This is a genomic window from Pseudomonas sp. P105 (assembly GCF_032614175.1).
Lineage (GTDB): Bacteria > Pseudomonadota > Gammaproteobacteria > Pseudomonadales > Pseudomonadaceae > Aquipseudomonas > Aquipseudomonas rhizophila.
In genome coordinates, this window is record NZ_CP126693.1 from 1,349,345 (window position 1) to 1,367,498 (window position 18,154).

At 61.9% G+C, this 18,154-nt stretch carries 17 protein-coding genes; 8 read left to right on the forward strand and 9 right to left on the reverse strand.

What is annotated here, in order from left to right:
• Window positions 1-372: 372 nt before the first annotated feature.
• Complete coding sequence (locus QOM08_RS06060) at window positions 373-2,283, forward strand: hypothetical protein (protein WP_316912707.1); 1,911 nt, start codon at window positions 373-375, stop codon at window positions 2,281-2,283.
• 36 nt (window positions 2,284-2,319) lie between these two features.
• Here QOM08_RS06060 and QOM08_RS06065 read toward each other — a convergent pair whose 3' ends face one another.
• From QOM08_RS06065 to QOM08_RS06080, 4 genes are all read right to left on the reverse strand, one after another.
• A complete protein-coding gene (locus QOM08_RS06065; protein ID WP_188251224.1) occupies window positions 2,320-4,011 on the reverse strand; it encodes an ATP-dependent DNA ligase in 1,692 nt (563 codons plus the stop codon).
• Window positions 4,008-5,033: a ligase-associated DNA damage response exonuclease gene (locus QOM08_RS06070; protein WP_316912708.1), complete on the reverse strand. Its 1,026-nt coding sequence runs from the start codon at window positions 5,031-5,033 to the stop codon at window positions 4,008-4,010. The genes QOM08_RS06065 and QOM08_RS06070 overlap by 4 nt, the downstream gene beginning before the upstream one ends.
• A 154-nt stretch (window positions 5,034-5,187) precedes the next feature.
• On the reverse strand, window positions 5,188-7,638 hold the full coding sequence (locus QOM08_RS06075; protein WP_316912709.1) for a penicillin acylase family protein: 2,451 nt from the start codon (window positions 7,636-7,638) through the stop codon (window positions 5,188-5,190).
• Between the two features lie 158 nt (window positions 7,639-7,796).
• On the reverse strand, window positions 7,797-8,441 hold the full coding sequence (locus tag QOM08_RS06080) for a glutathione binding-like protein (RefSeq protein WP_047228414.1): 645 nt from the start codon (window positions 8,439-8,441) through the stop codon (window positions 7,797-7,799).
• A 140-nt stretch (window positions 8,442-8,581) separates the two neighbouring features.
• On the opposite strand from QOM08_RS06080, the gene QOM08_RS06085 reads away from it, so the two are divergent.
• Entirely contained in the window at window positions 8,582-9,139 is a 558-nt protein-coding gene (locus QOM08_RS06085) for a cysteine hydrolase family protein (RefSeq protein ID WP_316913216.1), read from the forward strand.
• 177 nt (window positions 9,140-9,316) lie between these two features.
• Here the strand turns inward: QOM08_RS06085 and QOM08_RS06090 are convergent, their stop codons facing one another.
• From QOM08_RS06090 to QOM08_RS06105, 4 genes are all read right to left on the reverse strand, one after another.
• Entirely contained in the window at window positions 9,317-9,520 is a 204-nt protein-coding gene (locus tag QOM08_RS06090) for an SEC-C metal-binding domain-containing protein (RefSeq protein ID WP_047228413.1), read from the reverse strand.
• Window positions 9,521-9,525: 5 nt separating this feature from the next.
• Entirely contained in the window at window positions 9,526-10,011 is a 486-nt protein-coding gene (locus QOM08_RS06095; protein ID WP_047228412.1) for an LEA type 2 family protein, read from the reverse strand.
• Between the two features lie 67 nt (window positions 10,012-10,078).
• Window positions 10,079-10,555: a YchJ family protein gene (locus tag QOM08_RS06100; protein WP_047228411.1), complete on the reverse strand. Its 477-nt coding sequence runs from the start codon at window positions 10,553-10,555 to the stop codon at window positions 10,079-10,081.
• Window positions 10,556-10,569: 14 nt separating this feature from the next.
• Window positions 10,570-11,067 (reverse strand): DUF6231 family protein, encoded by a 498-nt coding sequence (locus QOM08_RS06105; protein ID WP_316912710.1) that lies wholly within the window; start codon window positions 11,065-11,067, stop codon window positions 10,570-10,572.
• Between the two features lie 192 nt (window positions 11,068-11,259).
• Between QOM08_RS06105 and QOM08_RS06110 the strand changes: the two genes are divergently transcribed.
• The 4 genes from QOM08_RS06110 (at window position 11,260) to QOM08_RS06125 (ending at window position 13,940) form a co-directional block, all read left to right on the forward strand.
• The gene (locus tag QOM08_RS06110) at window positions 11,260-11,955 is read left to right on the forward strand and encodes an OmpA family protein (RefSeq protein WP_047228409.1); all 696 of its coding nucleotides are present in this window, start codon (window positions 11,260-11,262) and stop codon (window positions 11,953-11,955) included.
• A 90-nt stretch (window positions 11,956-12,045) separates the two neighbouring features.
• Entirely contained in the window at window positions 12,046-12,771 is a 726-nt protein-coding gene (locus QOM08_RS06115) for an OmpA family protein (protein ID WP_139051004.1), read from the forward strand.
• Between the two features lie 145 nt (window positions 12,772-12,916).
• A complete protein-coding gene (locus tag QOM08_RS06120) occupies window positions 12,917-13,189 on the forward strand; it encodes a DUF1145 domain-containing protein (protein WP_139051003.1) in 273 nt (90 codons plus the stop codon).
• Window positions 13,182-13,940, forward strand: a complete 759-nt coding sequence (locus tag QOM08_RS06125; protein ID WP_139051002.1) for a collagen-like protein — start codon at window positions 13,182-13,184, stop codon at window positions 13,938-13,940. Before QOM08_RS06120 ends, QOM08_RS06125 begins: the two co-directional genes overlap by 8 nt.
• Window positions 13,941-14,064: 124 nt before the next feature.
• On the opposite strand, the gene QOM08_RS06130 is transcribed toward QOM08_RS06125, so the two are convergent.
• On the reverse strand, window positions 14,065-14,529 hold the full coding sequence (locus QOM08_RS06130) for a CopD family protein (RefSeq protein ID WP_047228405.1): 465 nt from the start codon (window positions 14,527-14,529) through the stop codon (window positions 14,065-14,067).
• A gap of 99 nt (window positions 14,530-14,628) precedes the next feature.
• Between QOM08_RS06130 and dinG the strand changes: the two genes are divergently transcribed.
• Together dinG and QOM08_RS06140 are read left to right on the forward strand one after the other, a co-directional pair.
• Complete coding sequence (dinG, locus tag QOM08_RS06135; protein WP_047228404.1) at window positions 14,629-16,773, forward strand: ATP-dependent DNA helicase DinG; 2,145 nt, start codon at window positions 14,629-14,631, stop codon at window positions 16,771-16,773.
• Between the two features lie 161 nt (window positions 16,774-16,934).
• Window positions 16,935-18,080 carry a serine hydrolase domain-containing protein gene (locus tag QOM08_RS06140; protein WP_047228403.1) on the forward strand — a complete coding sequence of 382 codons (1,146 nt, stop codon included), beginning with the start codon at window positions 16,935-16,937 and terminating at the stop codon, window positions 18,078-18,080.
• Window positions 18,081-18,154: the final 74 nt, after the last annotated feature.

Here is an 18,154-nt window from a genome sequence, read left to right on the forward strand (position 1 = left end):
CACTCCCTGAATGAGGGTATCCCCGTCACTGTTGCATGAAGGGCCTGGCGCAGGATCTGGACGGTTTAAGACACTTAAATAAATAGTGGGCTCTGATGTCACGTTAGCATTGCTCTTTAAAAGAGCAAGTCGGTTTTTTATTGTCGTGATAGATACCCTGATGACGCAATTACGGCGTCAGAAAAACTGCTAGTGGGCGGGACATCAATAGTTTTTTTAGAAGCGCATAAAACGCCATCTGAATACATATCTTCAAATGCCGTTCATCGACGATTCACACTATTTTTCTCACGCCTGTTACACAGCGACTACTGTATAGAACGATGATGGCAGAGCGCCAACGCGCCTCAGTTAGATGGTGAAAAGGACATTATGAAACGCATCGCCGTGATATTAACGCTGGCGTTCAGCAGCCTGGCCCAGGCCGCGCCAATGCGCTGGGGCGATGTGCGTGACGGCAGCCTCTATTTGCAGGCAGGGCGCGACGACACCTTGCGCGTCAGTTGGGTGCCGGCCTGGCAAACCGACGCTAATGAAGAACGCATCTACTTGCTCGACGGCCAGGGGCAACTGCGCGACGAGCGTTTTATTCCCGCCAGCGAAGGGAGCGGCAAACAAGACTGGGCATTGCCCGCCAGCGCCGCCAGTTACCGTGTCGAAGTCCCGGGCTATAGCTTCAGGCGCTATCGCTTCGAGCACGACGACAAGACCGTCGCCCTGTTCGCGCCGACGAAAGTGCACTTCAGCGTCGAGACCGCCGCCAACGTCGAGTTGTATTTCAAGGTCCGCGGTGGCGAGCAGGCGATCTTGGCAGGCAAGTATTTCGGCGGCGTCAGGGCTCTGAATGCCGAGCGCCTGGGCGATGGCAAAACAGTCGAACTGAGGCTCAAGCCCTACCAGGAGTACCCGAAGTTCGACCAGGTTGCCTTACCCGTCAGCGATAGGGATCAAGACTGGCGCCTGCGCCTGCAAGGTAGAGGTAAAGCGGCCTTCTGGCTGGACGGCACCGCCAACCTGTTCGCCCAGCGCCCGCAGCACCTGCAGCCGCTGCGGCAGGACAGCGGCCGCACCGAACTGGCCCTGCACCCCGACATGCTGGGCCCCACGCCGCGCCTGGGCTTGGCCTTGCCCTACCTGCTTCCACCGCCGGCAAGCTACAGCGCGCTCGACGCGCTCAAGCCCCGTGCGGGCAGCTTTTACAGCGCCGTCGACATCATGGCCGCTGACCCCCATTACGAAGATGCCTTCAGACGTTTTTATCTGGAACGCGGTGGCATTGATACGAACATCACCTTGCTGGCCGCCACTGGGCGTAAGGCCGACCTGAAGGCCAACAGCCAGAGCAACGCCGGCCTGAACGCCTGGCTGGCGGCCACCGTAGCCCTGGGTAGCGGCACGCACTACCTCTCGTTTGCCGACGAACCCAATTACAACTATCCCGACTATGCGACGTACAAGCACTTCTTCGACGCCATGTATCGCCAGGTGCTCGACTACCCGGGGGCGCGGGAGGCCGGCGTGCGCATCGCCATGCCCGCCAGCTCGCGTTTCGTCAATGGACCGTTTACGCGACGAGGCGCCCAGCACCGTGGCATCGACTGGGCTCGGCGGATGCTCGACGAATCGGCAGCACAAATCGATGCCTTGGCCTGGCACGAGTGGATGATTCGCGACCTGCTGGCCACGCGGGTCTACCGCGACTCCGTGCGCCGGGCCGCCGAAGTCGTCGGCCTGCAAGCCGATGGCCGGCCACGCAAGGCGTTGTTGCTGGACCAGACCAATATCTCCAGTGGCTCAAGCGTGAGCCCCTACGAACAGGAGACGCACTTCGCATCGCTCTGGTGGGCCTCGGTTGCGATCAACTCAGCCCAGGATGGTTTGCTCGACGTGCTCAACTGGTTTCAGGCCGCTGACGATCCGCACCACCTCAAAGGCATGATCCGCCTGCCAGGACCCGATCGCTTCGAGCTCAAACCGGTAGGCTTGGCGCAGCAATTCATCCAGTCGCACTGGCTCGATCAGGTTCTGCGTATGGACAACAGCGCGTTCGAGGTCGATGCCCTGGCGATGGCCCGCGGCAACGAACGCAGCGTGCTGGGGGTAAACAAGGGCGACCGTCTGCAACGGATCAGCCTGCAGGGCGCAGGCACTGCCTGCCCATCCCTCGCCCTTTTCGGTCCTGATAGCCGCCAGCGCGATGCCCCTGTCCAGTGCCGGGATGGACGCATACGTTTTGAAGTACCGGGTGAAAGTATTTTCGCCTTGATGTGGAGGGCGTCATGACACGGGCCGACGCTGGCCCTGTTCGGAGGAGAACGGTCAACCTTTCAACAGATCCTGAAGCGTCGCCAGCGTGTCAGCCTCCTCGACGCTTTTGTCCTGGCGCCAGCGCAGCATCCGCGGGAAGCGCACGGCGATCCCGCTCTTGTGGCGTTTGGACAAGGCTATACCTTCGAAGCCCAGCTCAAAAACCAGGGTCGGCGTGACGCTGCTCACCGGGCCGAACTTTTCCACGGTGGTCTTGCGCACGATGCTGTCGACCTGACGCATTTGGTCATCGGTCAGCCCCGAATACGCCTTGGCGAACGGCACCAGTGTGCGTTCACGGCTGCCCGGCGGGTTGTCCCAGACGGCGAAGGTGTAGTCGCTGTACAAGCTGGCGCGGCGGCCGTGCCCGCGTTGCGCATAGATCAGTACCGCGTCGACACTGAACGGGTCGATCTTCCACTTCCACCACACGCCCATGTCCTTGGTCCGGCCAACGCCGTACAGCGCGTCGCGGGCCTTGAGCATCATGCCTTCGACGCCGAGGCTGCGGGACGCTTCGCGCTGCCGGGCGAGGTCGAACCAATCCTTGCCGGTGATGATCGGGGAGGGCAGCAGCACCGCGCTGCGGCAGTGGGCAATCAGGGTCTGCAGTTGTTCGCGGCGCTCGGTCTGCACACGACTGCGCCAGTCCTCGCCTTGCCATTCCAGCAGGTCGTAGGCCATCACCACCACGGGGGCGTCTTCGAGGACTTTCTTGCCCAGGGTTTTGCGGCCGATGCGTTGTTGCAGCAGGGCAAAGGGCTGCACCCTCGGTTCCAGCGGCGTATCCGGATCGAAGGCATCCGCGGTGGATGGCGGCGCGGCTTTCCATACCACGATTTCGCCGTCGATCACCGTGCCGTCGGGCAACGCCTGCGCCAGGCTGTGCAATTCGGGGAAGCGCTCGGTGACCAGCTCTTCGCCCCGGGACCAGACCCACAAATGGCCATCGCGCTTGACCACCTGGGCGCGGATTCCGTCCCACTTCCATTCCACCTGCCAGTCACTGGCCGGTCCCAGCGTCGTGTCGAATTGCTCCACCGCTTGCGATAACGCATGAGCCAGGAAGAACGGATAAGGCTGGCCGCCGCGCTGGGCGTGCTCATCAGCGGATTCGGCAGCGATGAGCTTGAGGTAGCCTGCAGCGGTCGGACGATGGGACAGGTCGGTATACCCCACCAGCCGCTGGGCGACCCGTTTGCTGTCCAGCCCGGCCATGGCCGCCAGCGCGCGCGTGACCAGCAACTTGGACACGCCCACGCGGAAACTGCCGGTGATGAGTTTGATGCACAGCATCAGGCTGGCTCGGTCGAGTTGCGCCCACAACGCCGGCAACCGCACCGCCAGCACCTCGGGCGATTCACCGCGCAGCGGCAGGAGTTTCTCTTCGATCCACAGCGCCAGGCCTTCGTCGGAACGCTGAGGTGATTCTGGCAGGACCAGTGAGATGGTTTCAGCCAGATCACCCACGGCTTGATAGCTTTCTTCGAACAGCCACAGCGACAACCCGGATATCTGCACCGCCAGTTCCCTCAAGGTCTTGACCGGTACCAGTTGTCGCGGGCGCCCTCCAGACAGGAAATACACGGCCCACGCTGCGTCCTGGGGCGGGGCCTTGGTGAAGTAATCCTGCATGGCGGCGAGCTTGGCATTGCTGGAGGTGGTGGCGTCCAGTTCGGCATACAACTGGGCGAAGGCTTTCATGACGCGTCCTCGTCGGTGGCGCTGCCTGAGTCTTCTTCATCGTCACCGTATTCGGTGCTGAAGCCTTGGGCATCCAGGCCTTGCTCGCACAAATGGCGCACCAGTACGCCCACTGAACCGTGGGTGACCATCACCCGCTCGGCGCCGGTCTGTTCGATGGCCCAGAGCAAGCCGGGCCAATCGGCGTGGTCGGACAGCACAAAGCCGCGATCCACGCCGCGTCGCCGACGGGTGCCCCGCAGGCGCATCCAGCCGCTGGCGAAGGCGTCGCTGTAGTCACCGAAACGGCGCATCCAGGTGCTCCCACCGGCAGAGGGGGGAGCGATGATCAGCGCCTGGTTCATGATCGGGTCGTTCTTTTTGATGTCGCCGGCATAGACCGTCGCTGGCAAACGGATCCCGGCCTCGCGATAGACCCGGTTCAGGGGTTCTACCGCACCGTGGGCCAGGATCGGACCCAGGCTCGCGTCAATTCCGTGGAGAATCCGCTGGGCTTTGCCGAAGGAATAGCAGAACAGCACGCTGGCCCGGCCGACGGCAATGTTGCCGCGCCACCACTGATTGATTTCGTCGAAGACCTGCGCTTGAGGCTGCCAGCGATAGATCGGCAGGCCGAAGGTGGATTCGGTAATGAACGTATGACACTTCACCGGTTCGAACGGCGCGCAGGTGCCGTCGGGTTCGACCTTGTAGTCCCCGGACGCCACCCAGACCTCGCCTTTATATTCCAGGCGCACCTGGGCCGAACCCAGCACGTGGCCGGCAGGATGAAAACTCAAGCTCACGCCGTGGTGCAGCAAGCGCTCGCCGTAGGCCAGGGTTTGCAGGTTGATGTCCTGGCCCAATCGCGAACGCAAAATGCCTTCGCCGGGGGCCGCTGCCAAGTAGTGTTGGTTGCCACCACGGGCGTGATCGCCGTGGGCGTGGGTGATGACCGAATGTTCCACCGGGCGCCAGGGGTCGATGTAGAAATCTCCGGGCGGGCAGTACAGGCCTTCGGGGCGGGCAATGACAAGATCCATGCATTCACCGGGAAGATGGGCTTGTCTGGTAGAGGCGGGGGCGGGAGGAGAAGTTCTATCGGGTTTGGTGCGGCAGGATCAGGTGGCAGGGCGGACAAATGTGGCGAGGGGGTTTAGCCCAGCGGGGATAAATTCCCTCGCCACACAGGACAGCCTACTTACCGGGCACCAGGGTCAAGCGCGCCTTGCCGTACGCCCGCTCAAAGTTCTGCGGCTGCAATGGCAGGTTCTGATAGTTCCCCTTGATCCACGGATCAATGCCATTGACGTAGTTCGGGCTGGCGGGGTTGCCAGACTGGCCGGTGCCGCCCTGGATCATCAACGGCTCGGGCTGGCCGAAGTCGACGATGAACCGCATGGCCGGCGCCTGGGTGGTGTTGAAACTCTCGCCCCAGACGAATGCCGAGCTGTTGAGCGTGGAGGCATCGCCGCCGGCGGGCAGGGGGCCGCGGACGATTTGGCCGCTGCTGTTCTTCCATTCGTAGCGATGCAGCTTGCCCCACTGCCAAGCCTTGTGGTCACCGCCCAACTGGCTGTCGCCAGCAGTGATGGCCGCTGCCAGGCTGCGGGCCAGGATCACGGATTTGTCTTCCTTCTGCGGTGTGCGCACGTCATCCCAGAACGGGCTGTCTTCGCGACCGAGCAAGTGATCGGCCTGGGCCGAGTAGGACAACTGACCGTTGGCGAGCAGCGCTTTCCACGCCGGGCTGCTGTCCGGACCCAGTTCGTCGAGGAAGATCTGCTTCATGCTTTCCTGCAGAAACAGTTCATAAATCGCCGCGTCGGCGGAGCCTGGGCTGAGCCGGCCATCGAAAGCCATCAGCCGGGTATAGGCCTCGCGAGCCTTGGCCCGGTCCGCCACTGGTAGCGCGTCGATCGCCTGCTTGAGCGGTTGGGCCATGCCCGGGGCTTCGAAGACTTTCTTGAGCTTGGCGGCAAAGGTCGTGGTCTGGTCATATTGCATGGCAGTCAGGCTGCGGCTGTCGTGCTTGCCGGCCCCGGCCAGCTCGGCCATACGCTCGCCGCGCTCCGGTGCGCCCCAGGAATTGGACAACTGCATGCCGTAGCCGTCGGGAATGACTCGCTGGTTGGCGGCGCCGAGCCAGCCCTGGGCCGGATCCTGATCGTAGGGGTGCAGCATCGGGTCGGCGTAGCCATCCCAATCGTAGCGACCTTCCCAACCGGGCGATGGCAACAGGCCTTCGCCTTCGCGGCGGTTCGGATAGCGCCCGGTGACTTGCCAGCCAATGTGGCTGGCGTCGGCAAAGATCATGTTCACCGCGATGGCGCGGATTTCACGGCTGGCATCGGAGGCTTTCTCGACATTCTGCGCTCGGGACAAGTCGAAGAACGCGTCCAGGGTTTTGTCGTCGCTAAAGCCCGGCGTCTGCAAGGCCAGGCCAAGACCGTTGGCCATGGCCGAGCTCTGGACGCTGTTGAGCAGCGGGCCGTGGCGGGTCTCATACACCGCTTCGCGAATCGGTCGCTGGCCTTTGATGAAGTAGGTTTCGTTGCGGACCATCACCGGTTGCCATTTGCCGTTGGCCTCGTAGGACAGACCATTGCCCTGGCGTCGGATTTTTTCCAGGAACAGGTCCTGGTTGTCGCCCAACACGCTGCTCATGCTCCAGGCCACTTTGCCGTTGAACCCCGCCAGAATCATCGGGATGCCCGCCACGGAAACCCCGGCGGCCTGATACTTGGGCGCACGAATCTGCACGGGAACCCACAGTGACGGCACGCTCAATGGGCCATGGCTGTCGCTGGCCAGCAGGCTCTTGCCGTTGCGGCTGCGCTGCGGGGCGATGGCCCAGTTGCTGGAGGAAGCAATATTCAGCAAATTCAGTTCGGACAACTGAGCGCTGGCCTTGCTGACTTCGTTGAGGCCCGGGACCTGACCGCTGAGCCGCAGGCCCTGGAGCTTATCGGCCTCGGCCATCGGCAGTTGTTCATCCGGGTACGAGGGGCTCAGCCAGGCCAGTTTGTCCTGGGTGACCGTCTGGGCCAGCACCAAGGCGGCGATTTCTTCCGGCAGGTTGGCCGATTGGCTGAAATTGAGCAGGCAAAACATCAGCGCCGAATCTTGCGGTTTCCAGTATTCGGGTTTGTAGCCGTTGGCGGCCAGGTCCGGCGGCAACTTGTCGCGATAGCGGAACAGGTACGCGTTGACGCCGCGGGCATAGACTTCGAAGAAGCGTTTGAGCCGCGGCGAGGAGGCTTTGTACAGCTCGTCGGCGCTTTTCTTCAGGTTGACCGCACGCATGTAGCGATCGACGTCCAGTCGTTCGGCGCCGGACATTTCTGCCAGACGACCCTGAGCCAGCAGGCGCATGGTCACCATCTGGCTGATGCGGTCGCTGGCATGGACGTAGCCGAGGCTGAACAGGGCGTCATGGAAATTGTTGCTCTCGATCAGTGGCATGCCCATGGCATTGCGTCGAACCGAGACGTTCTGCGCCAGCCCCTTGAGCGGTTGCACGCCGGACGTCGGAGGAACCGTGTCCTGGGCGTTCCAGGTCTGGCAACCGCTCAGACCGAGCACACTGGCCACTGCGGCGGCAACGCCGAGCCGGGGGAAGGGAAAAATAGAGGCTGGCGAGGCCATGGCAAAGCTCCTGCGGGAGGGGGGGACACCGATAAAGGCGCTACGTTAGTGAGCAGGAGGAGGGCGCGCAAGCGGGGGCAGGGGTTATTTGTTGATTTGGCGATGAAAGCCTGCTGTGAGGCTTACCCACAGCAGGGTTTTGGGTGTATCAGGAGGGCTCAGGGCTTGGGCGGGTTGACCTTGTCCACCAGGGCATAGGCCTTGGCAGTGGCCGGGCGCTCCTTGATGCGATTGAACCAGCGCTGCACGTTCGGGAAGTCTTCCAGCCGCTGGCTTTGCCATTGGTGTGAAACGGTCCAGGGATAAATCGCCATGTCGGCAATGCTGTACTCGTTGCCCGCTACAAATTCACGGTCCGCCAGGCGGCGATCCAGCACACCATACAGACGAGCGGTTTCGTCGACATAGCGTTTGATCGCGTAGGGGATTTTTTCCGGGGCGAACCGGCTGAAGTGATGATTCTGCCCGGCCATCGGCCCCAGGCCGCCCATCTGCCAGAACAGCCACTGCAACACTTCTTGCCGTCCGCGCAAATTCTCTGGAATGAACTGGCCGGTTTTTTCCGCCAGGTACAGCAGGATCGCGCCCGACTCGAACAGCGAAATCGGCTCGCCACCATCGGCGGGTTTGTGGTCGATGATCGCCGGAATGCGGTTGTTGGGGGCGATTTTCAGGAAATCGGGCTTGAACTGCTCTGCCTGGCCGATGTTGATCGGGTGCACCTTGTAGGGCATGCCGGCTTCTTCAAGGAACAACGAGATTTTATGGCCGTTGGGCGTGGTCCAGTAATACAGGTCGATCATGGAGGGCTCCAGATAAGACAGCGTGATGGATGGACAACACATGACGGCGGGAGGTCGTCCTGATTGCCGAAAGGCTTGCCTGTAGGAAGAGGTGATGCTCAAGTGTGGAAAATTCAATGACCGAACACGAGAAAACCGGCATGGAGTTACAGAAAAACGCAGCGTTGATTCTTATCGATCAACAAAAAGGCATCCTTCACCCCAGGCTAGGCCCTCGCAACAACCCCGATGCGGAACTGCGCATGCTCCAGTTGCTCGATTTCTGGCGACAATCGGCACGGCCGGTGATTCATGTCCACCACCTGTCCCGCTCGCCGGACTCAGTATTCTGGCCCGGGCAATCGGGCGTGGAGGTTCAGGAGCGGTTCGAGCCGTTAGCTGGGGAAAGGCTGGTTCAAAAGCAGGTGCCGGATGCGTTCTGCGGCACGCGCCTGGAGGCGGACCTGCATGAAGCGGGGATTGGGCAATTGGTGATCGTGGGCGTGGCGACGAACAACTCGGTGGAGTCCACGGCGCGTACGGCCGGCAATCTGGGATTCGACACTTGGGTGGCCGAAGACGCGTGTTTTACCTTCGACAAGGCGGACTATTTTGGCCATGCCCGTTCGGCTGGCGAGGTGCATGCCATGTCGCTGGGCAACTTGCATGGCGAGTATGCGACGGTGGTCAGCGTGAAGCAGATTCTTGGGGCGGGTTGAAACCGAGTGTGTGGGGTTGCCCCAGCCGGTATGGATTAGCCTCAAACGCCCCATCGCGAGCAGGCTCCCACAGGGCTCAGTAGTGAATCCAGATTTTGTGTTCGCCGCAGGCCCCTGTGGGAGCGAGCCTGCTCGCGAGGACGATTCAATAGGCGAAGATTATCTTCGCCCGGATCATCAAGCGCCGTGGCACTTCTTGAATTTCTTGCCATTGCCGCATGGGCAAGGGTCGTTGCGGCCGACATCCTTCAGGGTGTTGCGCACCGGTTCCTGGTGGGCGTGGCCACAGTTCGGGCCATGGACATGTCCGTGATCATGATCGTGGTGATGGTCATGATCGTGGTTGCAGTCAGGGCCATGGACGTGGGGTTGCTGGGTCATCGGGGTTACTCCGCAATAAAATCGGCGGCGATTATCACGCCATTGCGCCTCAGGTGCACGTAGTGGGCGATGAATAAACCGGTTTCCAGCTCACCTTCCAGGCGATAGGGGATCTGCTGGCGAGGTTTTTCGAGCATTTTCACCAGCTTGCGCACTTGCGGCCACAGGTTGGTGCGGATCGGAACCCTGAAGTAGCGGCTATGCCCGGGACGCACCGTGAACCAGTGCTCGTGCTCTCCTTCGGTCAGCAACAGGTCGCCCAGATGAATGCGGTAGGTTATGCCGCGCACGGTCAAATCACTGTCGTCGGGGTTGTCCACACGAAAGTGCAGCATGAACTTCTGCTCCACCAGCCGCGCCCGTACCACCTCGACCTTGGTCAGATGCACCTGCGGTTCAGGGGCCTCATCACCTCGCCAGGACGCACAACTGCCGAGCCCGATGAACAGCAGCAGGCAGGTGATGCGCAGCAGATGTGATGAAAGGGTCATGTCCGTGCCTCTGGTTTATCCCAGTCTAGCCTGCTGGCGAGCGCAGCAGTGTCGGACGATTCCGATATCAGCGATTAAAGTAGCCTGCGCAGCACTTCTTGAATTTGTGCCCACTGCCGCACGGGCAGGTGTCGTTGCGTCCGGTCTTGACTGGCACTGTCGGGTCGATGAAGTACCAGCGTGCGCCGTTCTGTACGAAGGATGACTGTTCGCGGTGGCTGTGTTCCCCCTGGCCGTCGTGCCAGCGCGCGGTGAAGGTGACAAAGGCGTGTTCGGGTTGGCCACCGAATACTTCGCTGCTTTCCACCTCCAGTCCGAGCCATGTGCTTTTGGCGCTCCACTCGCTGATGGATTGGCGATCCAGGCCGTCCTGCTGGGCGGGCAAGGTCGTGGCTACCAGATAGTCCACCAATCCCAGCACGTAGGCACTATAACGCGAACGCATCAAGGCTTCGGCGCAGGGCGCCGGGTGACCATCGTGGTAATGGCCGCAGCAGGCGTCCAGTGGGTTGCCACTGCCGCACGGGCAAATGGTTGTGTGCATGCTTGTGTTCACGGCTACCACCAGTATTTTCCAAAGTTTTCCGGGTTGGCCCAAAAGCGTGAGTTGAGCCAGTCAGGGACTTGTTTGTATTCAAGCAGATCGTAGGTAAACAGGGTCAGCACCTGTTCCTCGCGCTGGAATCGCTCACTGGCCTGCAGGGCCAGGGAAAAGAAATCAGTTTCTTGCCAGCCGCAGGCATTGAGGTCCGCCAGCACGGCGATACGGCTGGCGTTGAGATTGCGGATGCCCCCCAACAGATTCAGACCGTCGCGTTTGGGCAAATGCTCCAGGCAATCAAGCGCCAAGGCCAGGTCGAAACGCCGGGCCGCCACGTCCGCCGCAAGGGCGCCAGGGGCGGCGTGGACCACTTCAGTATCAGGATGCGCTTGCTGGAACGCCCCAAGGGCAGGGAAGCTGCTGGCCCCGATCAACAGCAGTTTTTTCGGGGCATAACGGTCCAGCACGGCAGCCAGGGCTTGCTGGGGCGTACGGGAAGAAATGGCAACGGTCATCGAAGTTCCTCTGTCAGAGCCGCCACGATAGCCTGCGCGGACCCCATGGCCTAGAGCGGTTTGTGCTTAAACGTATCGATCTACGGCAAATAGGGGGCAAAAACCGCGATAGCGTGATGCTGGCGCGGATGCGGAGTCGGGTCTTTACTCCCCTGAATCGGCGCAAAGCCGATCCCACAAGGAGAAAACCCAATGAGCATAGTTCGCACAGCGTTACCCTTGGTTCTGCTGACCGGTGTGTTGACTGGTTGCGCAGGTTTGCAGAAAACCGATTGGCCGACCTGCGCGGCGGTTGGCGGTGTGACGGGCGCTGGATTGGGCGCCATCGAAAGCACCTCCTGGGCCGGCGGTGGTGCATTGTTTGTCGGCACCATGGCGGCGGCTTATTGCTGGGTGCATGGCGACGGCGATGAGGATGGCGATGGCGTGCCGGACAGCCGCGACAAATGCCCGGGCACGCCTAAGGGCGTGCAAGTCGATGCCGACGGCTGCCCGCCACCGGCACCGGCGCCGATGGTTGAAGAAGTCGTGGTGGTCCAGGAAGAAACCATTGTGATCCGTGACGTGCATTTCGAATTCGACAAGGCCACGCTGACGGCGGCAGACAAGGAGGTCCTGAGCACGATTGCAACCCGACTCAAACAGGAAACGTCCACCGCGCAACTGCGCGTCACCGGCCACACTGACAGCGTCGGCAGCGATGCCTATAACCAGCGCCTGTCTGAACAACGGGCCAACGCGGTGGTGCAATACCTGGTTGAGAGCGGCGTGCCCCGTTCCAGCTTCGTTTCGGTGGAGGGTGCCGGTGAGAGCCAGCCGGTGGCGGACAACAGCACCGCCGATGGTCGGGCCATGAACCGCCGCACGGAGATCAAGATAAATCGCTGAAGCCCCCGTCATCCGCGGCTTGTACAGTCGCGGATGCGGGTCTTTACTCCTGTGTGACCGGTATGGGCCGGTAACACAGGAGCATTCACCATGAACGTTCTACTCAGGGCCGCCTTACCGGTACTGCTGGCGGGCAGTCTGTTGTCAGGTTGTGCCACTCACAGCGATGGCGGCGCACCGCTCAATCAACGCACCTGGCCAGTCTGTAGCTTGATCGGCGGTCTGGTTGGCGGCGGCCTGGGGGCCCTCGAAAGCAGCGGTTGGGCGGCGGGCGGTGCTGCGCTGGGGCTGTTGACCGGCGGCCTGATCTGCTACGCCCAGGATGGCGACGAGGACGATGACGGCGTGTTCGACCGCCGTGACCGTTGTCCCGACACGCCGGCCAATACCCCGGTTGAACATCATGGTTGTCCGTTGCCGCAATACCCGGCCAGCGCTCCGCCGGTTGAACCTCAGGCACCGGCCACGGAAGTGATCACCCTCAACGATGCCGGCAAGGTGCTGTTCGACTTCGATAAATCCGATCTCACTCAAGACGCGCGAAGCCAACTCGATGGGCTGATGAGCAAATTGAGTCATGCCAATGTCGCCAGCATCCGCGTGGTGGGGCACACCGACAGCGTCGGCACTGATGCCTACAACCAGGGGCTGTCCGAGCGCCGAGCAAGCAGCGTGGTGGAATATCTGCTTACTCAGGGGCTTTCACCGGACAAGCTCACCAGTGAAGGCAAGGGTGAAAGCGAGCCGGTGGCCGACAACGAGACCGATGAGGGGCGGGCGCAGAATCGTCGGGTTGAGTTGCATATCCAGCGCTGAGCCGCGTGCCAGAGCCGTCGGGTCGCCAGTGGGGCGACCCGACGAGTCGAGGTTTGCGTCAGATTAAATTTGCCCTGGCCTCTGGCTTATTCTGCGCGCAAGCCGTTACTGTGCGTGCAAAGAATAATACTTACCGGGGGGATGTATGAAGCTGTTATGGGCGCTGGGGCGCTTGTTGACCCTGCTGTTCTGGCTGGTGGTGCTGGTCAACCTGGTCATGCCGTTCGTTCATCCGCTGCATCTGCTGGTCAATTTTGGCGCAGCGATATTGCTGGCGATCCATTTGCTGGAACTGGTGTTGTTTCGAGCCAGCTTGCGCGGCCGGCCAGCTTCAGGCCGTGATCGCCTGCGAGTGCTGCTGTTCGGCATCTTCCACCTGCAAACCCTCCCGATCGCCGCCGAGGCTTCCCATGCGTAAATTGTGTCTGCTTGTCGCACTCGTGTGCCCCTGGGCCAGTGCCCAAGTGATCCAGGTCGAAACCCATTCCTTGATGCGCCTGCCCAATACCACCAGCGCCCTGACACTGGAACGACTGGAGGTGGCCGATTACGGCACGTTGCTGGTGCCTGCCAACGTCACTGAGTTGACCATTGGCCAACTGCACCTGGGGCGCGAAGCACGGATCGCCATCGTGCCTGGGCAACAGACACTGCAGATAAAAGTTGCCGAGGGCGAACTGGCCGACGGCAGTCAGATCACGGCTCGGGGCGCGCCCGGAACCTATACCAAAGCGGCACGAGCGGGACGTGATCTCAATCTGCGCTTCAATGCCTTGAATGCGCCATTGTTGTCGGTGGATGCCCGCGGTGGAACCGGTGCGCCAGGTTACGTGGGCCTCGATGGCGCCAACGGCCAGGCGCCGGGTTGTACGTGGGGGGCAGCCGGTCGCGGTGCCGACGGCAGCAATGGCAGTGACGGCCAGCCGGGTGCGGCGGGTGCGCAGGTGCGTCTCGAACTGCCCCGTGATTATCCCGATGAGCAGATCAAGGTTACGGTGGAGGGTGGCGCGGGCGGCGCCGCTGGAGCCGGAGGTAAACCCGGCGCTGGCGGCAAGGCCAAGGGGTGCTTCGTCTATACCGCCGACGGTGGCAAAAGCGGTCGCCCTGGTGCCGATGGCCAGCCGGGACCAGCCGGAGCAGCGGGGGCGGTGACGGTGCAGCGATTCTAAGAGGACTGAGCTCGAGACCTGTGGGAGCGAGCCTGCTCGCGTTGGCAGGGTATCAGTCAACCTTGATGTGACTGACCCACCGTTATCGCGAGCAGGCTCGCTCCCACCAGGGGATACGCTAAGTTCAGAACATCGGCCGCGCCGCGCCAATCGCCACCACCAGCAACCCGATCAACAGATTAATCCCCACCAACTGCCGGATTTTCCCCAGTACCGCCGCGCCCGTCGGCCAGTCCTGGGCTGCTACGGCCTTGCGCAGGGCCGGCAATTGCAATCCCTGGATGCGGATAAACAGCGCCGTCATCACCACATACAAGCCGATCATGATCTGCACATAACGTGGCGCGGTCTCGAAGCCGGCAAAGCGCATGTGGATCAGGCCCACGCCGCTGATCGGCAAAAGCACCACTGCGACCCAGACCCAAACGAAAAAACGCTGAAACACTTCTGTCCATAATTTGAGCCGGGCCGGCCCCTCAAGGGCCGCGATTGCGGCGGGGCGCAGGATCATCCAGGCGAAGAACATACCGCCGACCCAGACCAGGGCCGCCAGTAAATGCAGGGTGTAGACGAGGGCAAAGGGTGTCATTGAGTTACTCCGTTCTGCGCAGGATTGATTAGCGGGGTATGATAGCCGCCGATCCGAACCACTGAAAATTTATCCAGCGTTTTTAGCGCCCGACCATTCATGATCAGCACCGAACTCAAAACCACGATCCAGGGCGCCTATTCGCGTTTTCTCGAAGCCAAGAGCCTCAAGCCGCGATATGGCCAGCGCCTGATGATTGCCGAAGTGGCAAAAGTCCTGGGTGACATCGACACCGACGACGAAGGCCGGCGCAGTGGCGAGCCTGCCGTCGTGGCGGTGGAGGCCGGCACCGGCACCGGCAAGACCGTGGCCTACAGCCTGGCGGCAATCCCCACCGCCAAGGCCGCCGGCAAACGCCTGGTGATCGCCACGGCCACGATCGCCTTGCAGGAGCAGATCGTTTTCAAGGACCTGCCTGACCTGATGCGCAACAGCGGGCTGAATTTCAGCTTCGCCCTGGCCAAGGGCCGTGGGCGCTACATGTGCCTGTCCAAGCTCGACATGTTGCTCCAGGAAGGCCAGGCGCAGACCGCCACGGCCCAGTTGTTCGAGGAAGAAGGCTTCAAGATCGAAGTCGATGAGGCCAGTCAGAAGCTGTTTACCAGCATGATCGAAAAACTGGCCGGCAATAAATGGGACGGCGACCGCGACAGCTGGTCCACCGCCCTGGAAGACGCCGACTGGTCACGCCTGACTACCGATCACAGCCAGTGCACCAACCGTCATTGCCCGAACTTCGGCCAGTGCGCCTTTTACAAGGCCCGCGAAGGCATGGGCAAGGTCGACGTCATTGTCACCAACCACGACATGGTCCTGGCCGACCTGGCCCTGGGCGGTGGCGCGGTGCTGCCGGATCCGCGTGACACGATCTATGTGTTCGACGAAGGTCACCACCTGCCGGACAAGGCCATCGGCCATTTCGCCCATTACACCCGGCTGCGTTCCACCGCTGACTGGCTGGAAACCACCGCCAAGAACCTCACCAAGCTGTTGGCCCAACACCCGCTGCCGGGTGACCTGGGCAAGTTCATCGAGCAGGTGCCCGAGCTGGCCCGTGAAATCAAGACGAACCAGCAGTTCATGTTCAGTGCCTGCGAACAAGTGGCGGATTTCAAGCCCGGCGAAGACGTCGAGGGTCGTGATCGACCTCGCCATCGCTTTGTCGGCGGCGTCATACCCGAGCACATGCGCGAGATGGGCATCGAGCTCAAGAAAGGCTTTGCCCGCCTGACCGACCTGTTCACCCGTCTGACCGACCTGCTCAAGGAAGGCATGGATGGCGAGGTCAATATCGGTATCGCCAGCAACCAGGCCGAGGAGTGGTACCCGTTGTTCGGCAGTCTGCTGTCCCGCTCCCAGGGTAACTGGGAGTTGTGGACCGCGTTCACGACTGAAGACCCGGAAGACAACCCGCCGATGGCGCGTTGGTTGACCCTGGCCGAAAGCGGCTCGCTGTTCGACATCGAGGTCAATGCCAGCCCGATCCTGGCGGCGGAAATGCTGCGTCGCAACCTGTGGAATGTCGCCTACGGCGCGCTGGTGACTTCCGCCACGCTGACCGCCCTGGGCACGTTCGACCGTTTCCGCATGCGCGCCGGCCTGCCGAAAAAAGCCGTGACCGCCGTGGTTCCGAGCCCCTTCCATCATGCCGACGCCGGCGTGCTGCGGGTCCCGGACCTCAAGGCTGATCCGCGGGATGCCGCCGCCCACACTGCGGCAATCATTCGCGACCTGCCGGAACTGGTGGAAGGCTCGCGGGGCACCCTGGTGCTGTTTTCCTCGCGCAAACAGATGCAGGACGTGTTCGACGGCCTCGACCGCGACTGGCGCAAGCAAGTGTTCATCCAAGGCAACCTGTCCAAGCAGGAAACCCTGAACAAGCACAAAGCGCGGGTCGATGGCGGCGATTCCAGCGTGCTGTTCGGCCTGGCGAGTTTTGCCGAAGGCGTGGATTTGCCCGGTGCCTACTGTGAGCATGTGGTGATCGCCAAGATCCCGTTTTCGGTTCCGGACGACCCGGTGGAAGCCGCGTTGGCCGAATGGATCGAGGCCCGCGGTGGTAACCCGTTCATGGAGATCTCCGTGCCGGACGCCTCGCTGAAACTGGTCCAGGCCTGTGGTCGATTGCTGCGCACCGAAGAAGACCGCGGCACCATCACCTTGCTCGACCGCCGACTGGTGACCCAGCGCTACGGCAAGGCGATCCTCAACGCCCTGCCACCGTTTCGGCGGGAGATATCCTAGCCTCCCGGTGATTTTTGACTGAGGAGGTCTCTGTGGCGAGGGGATTTAGCGAAACGGGCTGTGTCAGTCCGGTCAGCGGTCTTGCGGCGGTTCCCAAAAACCTCAATGGCTGAAACAATGCAGGCCACTTCAAAAAAGTGTTTGTTTCAAGGGAGTTGCGGGTGCAGATTCAAGGCCATTATGAGCTTCAATTCGAGGCGGTGCGTGAAGCCTTCGCGGCGCTGTTCGACGATCCTCAGGAGCGCGGCGCGGCGTTGTGCATTCAGGTTGGTGGCCGCACGGTCATCGATCTGTGGGCCGGCACGGCCGACAAGGATGGCAGTGAAGCCTGGCACAGCGACACCATCGCCAATCTGTTTTCCTGCACCAAGACGTTCACCGCCGTCACCGCCCTGCAACTGGTGGCCGAAGGCAAGCTGCAGCTGGACGCCCCTGTCGCCCGCTACTGGCCTGAGTTCGCGGCCGCCGGCAAGCAAGCCGTCACGCTCCGTCAGTTGCTTTGCCACCAGGCCGGGTTGCCGGCGTTACGTGAATTGCTGGCGCCCGAAGCACTTTATAACTGGCAGACCATGGTCGATGCTCTGGCCGCTGAAGCGCCCTGGTGGACGCCGGGAGACGGTCACGGCTACGCGGCGATCACTTATGGCTGGCTGGTCGGCGAACTGCTGCGCAGGGCTGACGGTCGTGGACCGGGGGCATCCATCGTGGCCCGTATTGCCAAGCCGTTGGGCCTGGATTTCCACGTCGGCCTGGCTGATGAAGAGTTTCATCGCGTGGCCCACATCGCTCGCGGCAAAGGCAATGTGGGGGACGCGGCGGCCCAGCGCCTTTTACAAGTGACGATGCGCGAACCCACGGCCATGACTACCCGGGCCTTTACTAACCCGCCCTCGATCATGACCAGCACCAATAAGCCAGAGTGGCGGCGCATGGAGCAACCGGCGGCCAACGGCCATGGTAACGCCCGCAGCCTGGCCGGGTTCTATGCCGGCCTGCTGGACGGCAGCCTGCTGGAGGGCGAAATGCTCGACGAACTGACTCGCCAGCACAGCTTCGGCGAGGACAAGACATTGTTGACCCAGACCCGTTTCGGCCTGGGTTGCATGCTCGATCAGCCGGATGTACCGAACGCGACCTACGGCCTCGGCCCTCGGGCATTCGGTCATCCTGGGGCAGGGGGCTCCATCGGTTTTGCCGACCCGGAGCACGATGTGGCTTTTGGCTTTGTGACAAACACCCTCGGGCCATACGTTTTGATGGATCCGCGGGCGCAGAACCTTGCGCGGGTACTTGCCACTTGTCTATAAAACGTTAGCGAAGGCGGCGGGCACAGGAACCTCGTGTTCCTTTCAGTTTCCAACCGTCTGTTTATGCGGCCCGA